The organism is Rhodococcus sp. BE178 (assembly GCF_050433545.1).
Taxonomy (GTDB): Bacteria; Actinomycetota; Actinomycetes; order Mycobacteriales; family Mycobacteriaceae; genus Prescottella.
This window is the reverse complement of record NZ_JBNPXA010000011.1, coordinates 125,332-137,931: the sequence shown is the minus strand read 5'-3', so window position 1 is coordinate 137,931 and position 12,600 is coordinate 125,332. Positions and strand designations below refer to the sequence as shown.

At 68.7% G+C, this 12,600-nt stretch carries 12 protein-coding genes; 8 read left to right on the top strand and 4 right to left on the bottom strand.

Annotation, left to right across the window (positions count from 1 at the left end; genetic code table 11):
* Positions 1 to 7 precede the first annotated feature (7 nt).
* Positions 8 to 1,528, top strand: a complete 1,521-nt coding sequence (locus J2X34_RS19290; RefSeq protein WP_429519263.1) for a cobyric acid synthase — start codon at positions 8 to 10, stop codon at positions 1,526 to 1,528.
* Here J2X34_RS19290 and J2X34_RS19285 read toward each other — a convergent pair.
* The 3 genes from J2X34_RS19285 to J2X34_RS19275 are packed head-to-tail and all read right to left on the bottom strand — an operon-like array spanning position 1,509 to position 3,537.
* On the bottom strand, positions 1,509 to 2,258 hold the full coding sequence (locus tag J2X34_RS19285; protein WP_114719625.1) for an ABC transporter permease: 750 nt from the start codon (positions 2,256 to 2,258) through the stop codon (positions 1,509 to 1,511). The genes J2X34_RS19290 and J2X34_RS19285 overlap by 20 nt on opposite strands.
* Positions 2,255 to 3,175 carry an ABC transporter ATP-binding protein gene (locus J2X34_RS19280; RefSeq protein ID WP_429519189.1) on the bottom strand — a complete coding sequence of 307 codons (921 nt, stop codon included), beginning with the start codon at positions 3,173 to 3,175 and terminating at the stop codon, positions 2,255 to 2,257. Before J2X34_RS19280 ends, J2X34_RS19285 begins: the two co-directional genes overlap by 4 nt.
* Complete coding sequence (locus J2X34_RS19275) at positions 3,172 to 3,537, bottom strand: GntR family transcriptional regulator (protein ID WP_397484417.1); 366 nt, start codon at positions 3,535 to 3,537, stop codon at positions 3,172 to 3,174. Before J2X34_RS19275 ends, J2X34_RS19280 begins: the two co-directional genes overlap by 4 nt.
* Positions 3,538 to 3,690: 153 nt before the next feature.
* Between J2X34_RS19275 and J2X34_RS19270 the strand changes: the two genes are divergently transcribed.
* From J2X34_RS19270 to J2X34_RS19240, 7 genes are all read left to right on the top strand, one after another.
* Positions 3,691 to 4,992: a serine hydrolase domain-containing protein gene (locus tag J2X34_RS19270; protein WP_429519187.1), complete on the top strand. Its 1,302-nt coding sequence runs from the start codon at positions 3,691 to 3,693 to the stop codon at positions 4,990 to 4,992.
* Positions 4,993 to 5,033: 41 nt separating this feature from the next.
* Positions 5,034 to 5,600, top strand: a complete 567-nt coding sequence (locus J2X34_RS19265) for an alpha/beta fold hydrolase (RefSeq protein ID WP_429519185.1) — start codon at positions 5,034 to 5,036, stop codon at positions 5,598 to 5,600.
* A gap of 57 nt (positions 5,601 to 5,657) precedes the next feature.
* On the top strand, positions 5,658 to 7,163 hold the full coding sequence (locus tag J2X34_RS19260) for a SulP family inorganic anion transporter (protein WP_429519183.1): 1,506 nt from the start codon (positions 5,658 to 5,660) through the stop codon (positions 7,161 to 7,163).
* 367 nt (positions 7,164 to 7,530) lie between these two features.
* Positions 7,531 to 8,529: an isopenicillin N synthase family dioxygenase gene (locus J2X34_RS19255; protein WP_114719635.1), complete on the top strand. Its 999-nt coding sequence runs from the start codon at positions 7,531 to 7,533 to the stop codon at positions 8,527 to 8,529.
* A gap of 31 nt (positions 8,530 to 8,560) precedes the next feature.
* Entirely contained in the window at positions 8,561 to 9,394 is an 834-nt protein-coding gene (locus J2X34_RS19250) for a MetQ/NlpA family ABC transporter substrate-binding protein (RefSeq protein ID WP_114719637.1), read from the top strand.
* Positions 9,394 to 10,428 (top strand): methionine ABC transporter ATP-binding protein, encoded by a 1,035-nt coding sequence (locus J2X34_RS19245; protein WP_429519260.1) that lies wholly within the window; start codon positions 9,394 to 9,396, stop codon positions 10,426 to 10,428. The genes J2X34_RS19250 and J2X34_RS19245 overlap by 1 nt, the downstream gene beginning before the upstream one ends.
* Positions 10,425 to 11,093 carry a methionine ABC transporter permease gene (locus tag J2X34_RS19240; protein ID WP_114719641.1) on the top strand — a complete coding sequence of 223 codons (669 nt, stop codon included), beginning with the start codon at positions 10,425 to 10,427 and terminating at the stop codon, positions 11,091 to 11,093. The genes J2X34_RS19245 and J2X34_RS19240 overlap by 4 nt, the downstream gene beginning before the upstream one ends.
* 108 nt (positions 11,094 to 11,201) lie before the next feature.
* Here the strand turns inward: J2X34_RS19240 and J2X34_RS19235 are convergent, their stop codons facing one another.
* Positions 11,202 to 12,590 carry an FAD-binding oxidoreductase gene (locus tag J2X34_RS19235; protein ID WP_114719643.1) on the bottom strand — a complete coding sequence of 463 codons (1,389 nt, stop codon included), beginning with the start codon at positions 12,588 to 12,590 and terminating at the stop codon, positions 11,202 to 11,204.
* Positions 12,591 to 12,600 lie beyond the last annotated feature (10 nt).

Genomic DNA, 12,600 nt, shown 5'->3' with positions numbered 1-12,600 from the left:
AGCGGCGCTGACCGGCGCACTGCTGGTCGCCGGCACCACCTCCGACGCCGGCAAGAGCGTCCTGGTGGCCGGGTTGTGCCGGATGCTGGCGCGGCGCGGGGTGAAGGTGGCGCCGTTCAAAGCGCAGAACATGTCGAACAACTCCGTCGTCACCCTCGACGGCGGGGAGATCGGCCGGGCCCAGGCGCTGCAGGCGCGGGCGTGCGGCCTCGAGCCGAGTGTCCGGTTCAACCCGGTGCTGCTCAAGCCCGGCGGCGACCGGACGTCGCAGCTGGTGGTCCGCGGCAAGGCCGTCACCAGTGTCGGCGCCCGCGACTACATCACCCACCGCGAGTGGCTCCGGGACATCGTCGCCGACGAGCTGGCGTCGCTGCGCGACGAGTTCGACGTCGTGATCTGTGAGGGCGCCGGATCGCCCGCCGAAATCAACCTGCGCGCCACCGACCTGGCGAACATGGGGCTGGCGCAGGCGGCGCAGCTGCCGGTGATCGTGGTCGGCGACATCGACCGCGGGGGAGTGCTGGCCCACCTGTTCGGGACGGTCGCGGTCCTCTCTCCCGAGGACCAGGCGCTGATCGCCGGGTTCGTGATCAACAAGTTCCGCGGGGACGTGAGCCTCCTCGAACCGGGCCTCGAGCAACTGCGTGCCCTCACCGGACGGCCGACCCTCGGCGTCATCCCGTTCGCCGAGGACCTGTGGCTCGACGCCGAGGACTCGCTCGGCGTGGTCGGCGACGCACCGGTGGGACGGCCCGGCCCGCCCGCCGGCGACGAATGGTTGCGGGTGGCCGCGATCCGGCTGCCGCGGATCTCGAACTCCACCGACGTCGAGGCCCTCGCGTGCGAGCCGGGCGTTTCGGTGCACTGGGTGAGCGAGCCGTCGCGCCTCGCCGACGTCGACCTCGTCGTCGTGCCCGGCAGCAAGTCGACGGTGACCGACCTGGAGTGGCTGCGGCGCAGCGGAATCGGCGACGCTCTCGTCCGCCGCGCGGAGGCAGGCGGCGCGATCCTCGGCATCTGCGGTGGCTACCAGATGTTGGGCGCGGTGATCGACGACGGCGTCGAATCCGGCGTCGGCGCGGTACCCGGACTGGGACTCCTCGACCTCGAGATCGAGTTCGCCGCCGACAAGGTGCTCGCGCAGGTCGACGGTCACGCTGACGGAATCCCGGTGCGCGGCTACGAGATCCATCACGGACGCGTCCGGCGCAACGGCGACGCGCCGCTGCTGAGCGGCGCGGACGGCGCCAAGGAGGGCAGCGTCCGGGGCGGTGTCCGCGGCACCCACTGGCACGGTCTCCTCGAGAGCGACGAATACCGCCGGCGCCTGCTGGCCGAGATCGCCGACGCCGCCGGTCGGCCCAGGTTCCGCGTCGCGCCCGACACCGACGTCGCGCGGGTGCGGGAGGCGCAGTTGGATCTGCTGGCCGACCTGGTGGAACAGCACCTGGACCTGGACGCGCTCGACGCGTTGCTCGGAGGTGGCGCGCCGAGCGGAATGCCCACGATCAGGTCGTCGCTCGGCTGAGGACCGCCCAGGCCGCGGCAATCGCCGCCGCGGAGGCGGCCAGCGGAACCACCGCGAGCACCACCGTCCTGGGCGCGTCGACGAACCATGACCCGACCGCCGGCCACCAACGTGCCCACGTGATGACGACAGCGGCGATGCCCAGTGCTCCGATCGTCCCGGTGCCCGCGAGGAGGAAGCCCGGGGTGCGCCAGCGCTGGTACACCGCGCCGAGCAGTATCGAGATCGATGTGGTCAGCAGCAGGCTCGCGAACAGCGTGACGGTCTGGAGCACACTCGAATCCGTCGCGTAGCGGAGGACGCCGAACATGCGCATCCCGACGCCCCACCCGTCGGTGGCCGCCTCGATCACCGACAGCAGTTGCAGCACCGCGGCGAACGCGGCCGACTGGACCACCGCCACGACGCCGGTCGAGGTGAAGAACTGGCGCCGCGTCACGCTCAAGCCCAGCGCGAACGGGAACGTCTGCGTCATCGCCTGCGCGTAGAACGCCACGACGAAGCCGTACAGCGAGAGCGCGGCACCGGTGGCGTGGGTCTCGCCCTCGGAGTCGATCAGCGCGAAGATCGTCAGGTTGATGGCGAAGGTGACGGCCAGGATCGCGGCGGGTGCGGCCAGCAGGAGCGGCCACGACACGACGTGGAGTCGGCAGACCGCCAGGAGGCGTCGGACGCCGGTGGGCGAGGGGCCCGCCGGAACGGCGGTGCGGGTGGGTGTGGCGACGGTCATGACCGGGTCTCCTTGCCGATGTCGGTGCGGCTGTCGAGAGCGTTGCGAATCGTGATCTGCTGCAGGGAAACCGGCGACAGCTCGATGTCGGTTTGCGCAGCCTCGGCGCGGTCCGCCGCGGAGATCGTGCCCCGCACGGTTGCGCGTGCGAAGCCGCCGATGTCCTCGCGGTGCAGGACCGTCCGTCCCGCCGTGAAGGCGTCCACGTCCGCGGCACGACCACTGGCCAGCACGTGCCGGCTGCGCAGGTCGTCGGAATCGGCGTCGGTGACGACCCGGCCGCCGTCGATGACGATGACGTGTTCGAGCAGGTCGGCCACCTCGTCGATCAGATGCGTGGACAGCACGACCGTGCGCGGGTGATCCACGTAGTCGGCGAGCAGTCGGTCGTAGAACAGTTGGCGGGCAACCGCGTCGAGGCCCAGGTAGGGCTCGTCGAACAGCGTCAGCGGCGCCCGCGATGCGAGCCCGATGACGATGCCGAGCGCAGACGTCATTCCGCGCGAGAGTTTCTTGACCCGGCGGCACTCGGGGAGTTGGAAGTCGTCCATCAATCGGCCGGCGAACTCGCCGTCCCACCCCGGTAGCAGGAGGGCCGCGGCGGACAGGACGTGCTTGACCTTCAGATCGTCCGGATACTTCTGGCTCTCCTTGACGAAGCACACGTTCTGCAGGACGTCCGCGTTCTCGAACGGTGCCCCGCCGAACGCACTGACCTCCCCGCTGCTCGGCAGTTCCTGGCCGGTGAGGATCTTCATCAGCGTGGTCTTGCCCGCGCCGTTGCGGCCGAGCAGCCCGTAGATCTTCCCCTCCCGCAGATCGAACGAGATGTCGTCGAGCGCGGTGACGTCGCCGTAGCGCTTCCCGAGCGCCCGTACCGAGACGATGGTGTCCCGGTCGATGTCTGTGACGGTCATGGACGTTCCTCCCACTTGTCCAGCATGGATTTCAGTTCGGCGATGCTCATTCCGAGCTTGTCCGCCTCGCGGACGAGCGGCGCGACGTATTGCGTCGCGAACTGTTCGCGCCTGCGGAACCGGAGTGCGTCCCGTGCGCCCGTGGTGACGAACATGCCGATACCCCTTCTCTTGTAGAGGATTCCGTCGGCGACGAGCTGGTTGAGTCCCTTCGCCGCCGTCGCCGGGTTGATTCGGTGGAAGGCCGCCAGTTCGTTGCTGGACGGCGCCTGCGACTCCTCCGGCAGTGAACCGTCGATGATCGCGTTCTCGACGAGCCCCGCGATCTGCTGGAAGAGGGGCTTGCCCTCCTCGTTCAGCACCGTGACCCTCCGGCCGCAGGGCTGATTGGTTCATTACTCATGTAATGAACCATAGAGCCGGTGTGGTGTGCGGTCAACCCGATTGCGCCGGGCGTGAGGCGGTTTCGTCCGTTCGGCACGGAGGAGTGGTTCCGGCACCTAAGATCCGGAGCGATGCCGAACGGCCTGGACATCCGCGTGAGGGGAGTCGACGTGCGCAGCAGATTCGATACCGGGACGGGGATTCGTGTCGCGTGCGGCGCGCTGGTCGCGGCGCTCGCGATCGCCGGTTGTTCCTCCGGTGATTCGGGATCCGGCGAGACGGCCTCGAGTAGCGCGCCGTCGAGCAGTAAGGCGTCCGCGACCACCACCGTGGCGCTGCAGAAGATCGACGCGGCCACCCTGAACGAGACCGTTGCGTCGATGGCGAAGGACCTGCAGGTCCCGGGTGCGGTCGCCATCCTCAAGATGCCCGGCGGCGACCTCACGGCAACCTACGGCACGGGAAAGCTCGGCGCGTCGACGGCGGTGACCACCGTCGACCACATTCGCATCGGCTCCAACACCAAGACCATGACCGGCACGGTGATCCTGCAGCTCGTCCAGGAGGGCAAGATCGCGCTGACGGATCCGGTCTCGAAGTACCGGCCGGACGTGCCGAACGGCGACAACATCACCATCGAGCAGTTGCTCGACATGCGCAGCGGCCTGTTCAACTACACCGAGACCGCCGAGCTCAACGAGACCCTCGACAACGACCCGCAGAAGCAGTGGAAGCCGGACGACCTGTTGGCGCTCGGGTTCGCGAATCCGCCGTACTTCCCGCCGGGGCAGGGGTATCACTACTCCAACACCAACATCGTGCTGCTGGGTCTCATCGCGGAGAGCCTGGACGGCAAGCCGTTGCCGCAGATCTTCCAGTCGCGGCTGTTCGGTCCGTTGGGGCTGACCGGAACCTCGTTCCCGGACACCGCCGACAGTTCGATTCCCGCGCCGCACTCACAGGGTTACGTGTACGGGACGAACATGGACACGTTGACCGATCCGGCGCTGCCGGCAGACATGCAGGCCGCCGCGAAGGACGGAACGCTGCAGCCGAACGACGTCACCGACGTCAACCCGTCGTGGGCATGGGCGGCGGGCGCCGGCATCTCGACCGCAAACGACCTCGTGACGTGGGTGCAGGCCCTGGTCGGCGGGAAGCTGCTCGACGCCGACCTGCAGGCCCAGCGCCTCGCCAGCGTGCAGCCGACGGGTCCGGACAGTGCGTCGGCCCAATACGGTTGGGGTATAGCGAAAATGGGTCCGATGTTCGGGCACACCGGGGAGCTTCCGGGATTCAATTCCTTCATGGGTCACGACCCCGAGAACAAGGTGACCCTGGTGGTGTGGACCAATCTGGCTCCGGCCGCGAACGGGCAGGATCCGGCGACCACCATCGCGAAGGAGATCATCGGCAAGGTTTATCCCGCATAGGCGTCCGATTCCGTGACGTGGATCGCGTACCGTTTCCAGCCATGGAGTCGACGCGTGTTGAGGTGGGAAGCGGGACCTGGACGGTCCGTATCGGTGGGCCCGAGAGCCGACACACGGTTCTCTTGCTGCCCGATGCGGGCGATTCGGCCGACGTCTTCGACGCCGTCTGCGCGCGCCTGCACGACTCGGATCTACGGACCGTGGTCCCGGAGAACGTCGATGGGCTCGACGAGCCGTCGGTGATCGCGATGCTCGACGAGCTGAAGCTGCCGTGGGTGAACCTCGTCGGCTCCGGGTCGGGCGCCGAGCTGGCGTGGCTGCTGGCCGCCAAGACGTTCGGCCGGTTCGCGAGCCTCGTCGTCGCCGACCGTGGCCACCCCGCGGTGCCGGGGGCGGACGGCTCGGTTCGGGATGCGGCGTGCCCCGCCGTCGAACTGCCGACCACCGTCGTCGTGGGCACCTCGCTCGGCCGTCCCTGCGCGGACGCCAGCGGGCGGTACGCGTACTCGGAGTTCCGGATCGTCCAGCTCGACGGCATCGGCAACGTCCCCGCGGACGCGGCCCCGGAGCTGGCCAGCGAAATCGTTCTCCGCACGAGCTCCTGGTAGCCGCTCGGGGTGCGGGCTGATCCACGGGCACCGGCGGGAGGTTTCTAGACTCCTCCGGTGCACGACACCGTTCCCGCCCCGTCCGACGTCACGTCCGTTCGCGCCGCGCTGCGTTCCCCACGCCGACTCACCACCGAGGCGCTGGCCGGGCTGGTCACGTCTCTCGCGCTGATCCCCGAGGTGATCTCGTTCGCGGTCATCGCGGGTGTCGATCCCAAGGTGGCGCTGTACACGTCCTGCATCATGGCGATGACGATCGCGTTCGTCGGTGGCCGGCCGGCGATGGTCTCCGCCGCCGCCGGTGCGACGGCGCTGGTGGTGGCCCCGCTCGTGGCCGCGCACGGGATCGACTACCTGATCGCGGCGGTGTGGCTGGCCGGCGCACTCCAGATCGCCTTCGCGGCGGCGGGAATCGCCCGACTGGTCCGGTTCATCCCGAGGTCGGTGATGATCGGGTTCGTCAACGCGCTCGCGATCCTCATCTTCAGCGCGCAGTTGCGGCATCTTTTCGACGTGCCGTGGCTCGTCTATCCGCTGGTCGTGGCCGGGCTGGCGATGATCGTGTTCGTGCCCAGGCTGACGACGGCGGTGCCCGCCCCGCTGATCGCGATCGTGGTGCTGACCAGTGTGGTGGCACTGTTCCGTCTCGACGTGCCCGACGTCGCGGACCAGGGTGAGCTGCCGTCGGGCCTGCCCACGTGGATGATCCCGGACGTGCCGTGGACGTGGGAGACGCTGACGATCGTCGCACCGTTCGCCCTCGGCCTGGCGCTGGTCGGTCTGCTCGAGTCGTTGCTGACCGCCAAACTCGTCGACGACATCACCGACACCCCGTCCGGCAAGACCCGCGAAGCCTGGGGGCAGGGCGTCGCGAACATCGCCGGCGCGTTGTTCGGCGGCATGGGTGGCTGCGCGATGATCGGCCAGACGATGATCAACGTCAAGGAGGGGCGGGCCCGCACCAGGATCTCCACGTTCCTCGCCGGATTCTTCCTGCTCGCGCTGTGCGTGACCGTCGGCGACGTCGCCGGGGCCGTCCCGATGGCCGCACTGGTGGCGGTGATGCTCGTGATCGCGGTGACGACCTTCGACTGGCGCAGCATTGCACCGCGCACCCTGAAGCTGATGCCGCGCAGCGAAACCCTCGTGATGCTGGTGACCGTCGCGGGCACCCTCGCGACCGAGAACCTGGCGGTCGGTGTCGTCCTCGGTGTCCTCACCGCGATGGTGGCGTTCGCGCGGCGGGTCGCCCGCACGGCCCGCGTCGACGTCCACGACCGCGACGACCGTGAGGCCGGCGGGGTCGTAGAGCGGACCTACCGGGTGACCGGGGAGTTGTTCTGGGCGTCGAGTAACGACCTGATCCGCCGCTTCGACTACGACGGCGACCCGGACTCGGTGGTCATCGACCTCACCGACGCCGAGGTGTGGGATGCCTCCACGGTGGCCACGCTCGACGCGGTGCGGCGCAAGTACGCCGCCAAGGGGACGTCCACGCGCATCGTGGGCCTCGACGGTGCGAGTCTGCACCGCCTCGAACGGTTGTCCGGGAAGCTCGGCTAGATCGCTCGACCGTGCCGCCCACGACCGTTCGTCGAACAAATGTCGCCGTTCGTCGCCGTGCGTATACGTTCGATTTGATCGAACGGCTGAAAGGGGGTTAGCCTCCAGGCACGGACACGCCGAACCCGGTGTGTCGGTTTCTCGATCCTGTCCGGGAAGGACCTCGATGCGCGGCACTGCAGCCACCGCCACCGTGACGCGAATGCGTTGCGCGTGTTGTCGCTGCATGCGCGTGAGCTGAGACGAGATCCCCGCGCGACGGCACCTCGAAGGCCGTCCCGCATCCCCGTGCTGATTCTTCCCACCGGGCACCGAAACGTCGCAGCGTGAGTTTTCCGCCGGTGCCCGTGGGGAAAGGATCCGTTCCATGTCCGCCCGTTCCCTCCCGATCATCGATCTGGAAAACCTCGACATCGACGCCCTGCGCACCGTCACGCACGAGATCGGATTCTTCTACCTGACCGGTCACGGCATCGACCAGCAGCTCACCGACGACCTGATCGCCGCGGCTCGCGAGTTCTTCGCGCTGCCCGAGGCCGACAAGCTCGAGATCGAGAACAGCAACTCGCCGCACTTCCGCGGCTACACCCGCGTCGGCGGCGAGCGCACCCAGGGCTACATCGACTGGCGCGAGCAGCTCGACATCGGACCCGAGCGTGCCGCGGTCGAGCCGATCGATCCGGACCGCCCGTGGGACGTGCTGCACGGACCCAACCTGTGGCCCACCCGCGTCCCGCAGCTGCGCGACCTGGCGCTCGAGTGGTCGGCCCAGGCGCAGACCGCCGGACTTCGCCTCATCAGTGGATGGGCGCAGTCGCTCGGCGCCCCCGCGGACTTCTTCGATGCCGCCTTCGCCGACCCTGATCCGCTGCTCAAGATTGCCCGCTACCCGGGCCACGACGGCTCGGTCACCGACCAGGGGGTCGGCAGCCACAAGGACGTCGGGGCCCTGACCCTGCTCTACCCCGAACCGACCAGCGGCGGCTTCCAGGTGGAGACCGAGAACGGTTGGCTCGACGTCGACCCGATCCCCGGGCACTTCCTGGTCAACATCGGTGAGCTCCTCGAGGTGGCCACCGGCGGCTACCTCAAGGCCACCGTGCACCGGGTGCTGCCGCCGGCCGCAGGCACCGATCGCGTCTCGCTGCCGTTCTTCCTCAACCCCGGCTACGACCACGCCCTGCCCACGGTGCCGCTGTCGCCCGCGCTGGCCGCCGAGGCGGCCGGTGTCGGACCCGACCAGCACGGCGGCACCCTGCACGCCCGCTACGGACTCAACGCCCTCAAGTCGCGCCTGCGCGCCCATCCCAACGTCACCGAGCGGTACCACCGCGACCTGCTCGACCTGCCCGCACTGCGTGGCTGACCATCTCGACCCGATCGGAAGGTACCTCCCAATGTTCTTGCGCCGCACTGCTGTTCTGTCCGCCGCCGCCCTGCTCACCGTGGGCCTGGCTGCTTGCTCCTCGGGCGGTGACGGGGAGACGCTGGTGATCTCCGCGTCGAGCACCCCGCACGTGGAGATCCTCGAGCACATCGCCGACTCCGGCGCCCTGGGCGACGTCAAACTCGACATCAAGCCGGTCACCGGCGAGATCGATCCCAACGAACTGCTCGTCGCCGGTGACGTCCAGGCCAACTACTTCCAGCACGCGCCGTACCTCGCGGACTGGCAGAAGCAGAAGGGTGTGAGCGACCTCGTCTCGGTCGCCGACGTCCACCTCGAGCCGATGGGCCTGTACTCGGAGAAGGTCACCGCGATCGACCAGATCGCCGACGGGTCGACCATCGCCCTGCCCAAGGACACCACCAACTTCTCGCGCGGGCTGTACCTGCTCGAGTCGGCCGGGCTGATCCAGATGGACGTGCCGTTCGCGGACGCGGACCTGTCCATCGTCACGCAGAAGAACATCAAGGCCAACCCGAAGAACCTGAAGTTCGTCGAGATCGAGCGCTCGCAGATCGCCCGCAACCTGGGCGACCCGCAGATCACCGCCGCGGTCATCAACTCGAACTACGCGATCGAGGCCGGCCTGATTCCGGCCGACGACGCCCTGCTCTCCGAGAACGTCGAGAACAACCCGTTCGCGAACCTGCTCGTCGTCCGCGCGGCGAACGAGAACGATCCGGGCGTCAAGGCGCTCGCCGACGCGCTCGTCTCCCCGGAGACCGCCGCGTGGATCCAGGAGAACTACAGCGGTTCCGTCGTCCCGGTCCACCCCGCGAAGTGATGATCACCGTCGAGAATCTGGTCAAGACCTTCCCCGCCGCCGCCGGCGCGGGGGAGGTCTCGGCCCTGCGCGGCATCGACCTCGAGATCGCCGAGGGCGAGATCTTCGGCATCGTCGGACCGTCGGGTGCGGGCAAGTCCACGCTGCTGCGGTGCCTGAACCTGCTCGAGCGCCCCACCAGCGGGCGCATCGTGCTCCGCGGCGACGACGTCTCGCAGCTCACCGGTGCCGGCCAGCGGCAGGCGCGCCGCCGCATCGGCACCGTGTTCCAGCAGTTCAACCTGTTGCACTCGCGGACCGTGCGGGCCAACATCGAGTTCCCGCTCGAGCTGGCCGGACTGGACCGCAAGCAGTGCCGGGCCCGCGCCGACGAGCTGATCGAACTGGTCGGTCTCGCGGGCAAGGAGAAGGCGTTCCCGTCGCAGCTGTCGGGCGGGCAGCAGCAGCGCGTGGGCATCGCCCGCGCCCTCGCGTCCGAGCCCGACGTGCTGCTCTGCGACGAGGCGACCAGTGCGCTCGATCCCGACACCACCGATCAGGTGCTCGACCTGCTCGCCGAGCTGAACCGCAGGATCGGCGTCACCGTCGTGCTCATCACCCACGAACTGGGTGTGCTGCGCCGCATCTGCACCTCCGCCGCCCGGCTCGAGGACGGCCGGATCGCGGAGACCGGACGGATCCTCGATCTGGTCGGTACGCCCGGCTCGGTTCTGGGCGCGGCGATCGTCCCGGTCGGGGACGACCCGTCCGCGGGCGCCGACGCGGACACCGCACTGGTCACGACGATCGGTGACGAGGCCCACGGACCGTGGCTCGCGCAGCTCGTCCGCAAGCTCGACGTCGACATCTCCGTGGTCGGCGGTCGGGTCGAACAGGTCGCCGGCGTCACCGTCGGCCGACTGCGTCTGCGTTTCGGTCCCGACGTGGACCGGGCGGACGTCGCCGCGTTCGTGGACGCCCAGCCGGGTACCACCCTGGCGTGGGGTGAAGGACCGGAAACGACCGGCGCCGTGACGCAGGGAGCCGCCGCATGAACAAGCTGACCTGGTACGACTCGCTCCCCGAGGTGTGGGAGGCGACGCAGGAGACCCTCTACATGGTGGGGATCTCCTTCGTGCTCACCGTGCTCGGCGGGATCCTGCTCGGCGTCGTGCTGTACGTGACCGCGCCGAGCGGACTGTGGCCGCAGCGCGTCGTCAACGTCGTGCTCGGCACGATCGTCAACATCTTCCGCTCGCTGCCGTTCCTGATCCTGATGATCGCGCTCATCGGGCTCACCCGCTTGATCGTCGGCACCGCGATCGGGCCGACCGCGGCGATCGTGCCGCTCACGATCGGCGCGATCCCGTTCTATGCGCGCGTGGTCGAGTCGGCATTGCGGGAGGTGCCCGTCGGTCGCATTGAGGCCGGTCAGGCGATGGGGGCGACGAACATGCAGGTCGTCCGGAAAGTGCTGCTGCCGGAGTCGGTTTCGTCGCTGGTGGCGGGTGCGACGCTGACCGTCGTCCTGCTCGTCGGGTACTCGGCGATGGCCGGGGTCATCGGCGGCGGCGGTCTGGGCGACTTCGCGATCGTCTACGGCTACCAGCGGTTCAACACGCCGGTGCTCCTGGTCGCGGTGGTGGTGCTCATCGTGCTGGTGCAGATCCTGCAGTCCATCGGAGACGGGGTGGTCCGGGCGCTCTCGCACCGGAAGTAGGCCTCTGAGACGACGAACGCTCCGCACCCGATTTCGGGTGCGGAGCGTTCCTCGTTGCTGGGGTGTCGACGCGGCCCGCCGACGCCGGACGCCGGCAAGTGCAGCGGCTCACCGGATCCGGCGCATGACCTGGCCGACGTGCAGCACACCCTTGCTGTCGTGCTCGTCGGCGAGCGCCCTGAGCCAATGAGCTGTGTCGTCGTCGTAGGTGCGCGCAATCCTGTCCGGATCGGCGCTGGGCGTGAAATTGGGCAACGAGCCGCCGGTGGTCCACTGTGACAGTGCTCGATCGATGTCGTGGGCATGTCCGACAACGGCATCCGCCGAGGGGGGCACCAAGGCTCCGACGACCATCAGCGCAAAATCGGCATCGCGATGGCAGAAGGCGCTGCGATGACGCGGTTCGCGAGCGAGCGCGCCCCCGAGAAGCCGCAGTTCGATCACGGTCTGCGGGGAGTGTGAACCAGGCCCGGCGACCGACAGGAGAGCATCGATCGCTTCGTGTGACAGTTCGTGTGTCAGAGCGCTGAATTCGTGGACCGGCATCGGATCGACGGGATCAGCATGCACCGCCGCGATGGCCGCATAGGGCATCATTCCGACGGCGTCGATCAACGGGGTGGCCACAGAACGTATTCGGCTGATGAGCGCCTCGGCCTCCGGTTCTTCCACGAGGCTGGCGAACCTGACGGCAAAGGTCAACCGGCCCGCGAGGGGTGGGGGAACCTGCGGTAGCGGCGGAAGCTGCAGAAATGCGATCGATGTCGAACTGTGCTCGGGGAGATCGGCACACCAGTCGAGCCACGCGTGGGCGACCGCGGCAGCGTCCGCACCGTCGAAATAGATTGCACCACCGTAGAAGTGGGAGATCGGTATGAGATCGATCTCGACTGCCGTGACGATTCCCAGTGTCGCCTTGCCGCCGCGCAGTCCCCAGAAGAGTTCGGCGTGTTCGTCGGGGGTTACTCGAAGGAGTTCGCCGTCGCCGGTGACGATCTCGAAGGCACGCACGTGATCGGACGACAGTCCGTAGGTGCGCACCATCGGGCCGATTCCCGCACCGGTGAGGAATCCCGCCACGCCGACGGTGACGGAGGAACCGGCCAACGGCGCCAATCCGTGCGGTGTCGCGGCATCGATGACGTCCTGCCACACCAGCCCCGCTCCGACGCGAGCAGTGCGACCCTCCGGATCGACCACGCATTCGGCCAGGCGTCCAGTGTGGATGAGCAGGACATCGCCGTCCAGGGGCACCGCGCCGTGACCGGTCCGCTGGACGGCGACCCGCAGACCGTGATCCGCCGCGAATCGCACGGTCGCCGCGACATCGCGTGCGGTGTCCACGGCGACCACCGCATACGGACGCACCGGTACCGCGACATTCCAGGGTGTCGCCAACCCGTATCCGGCCTCACCGGGCAGTGCCACCGATCCGGACACCATCTTTCGGAGCGAGTCGATCGGCACGGCGTCGATCGTCGGTGTCTGAGGATTCATCGGAGCTTCC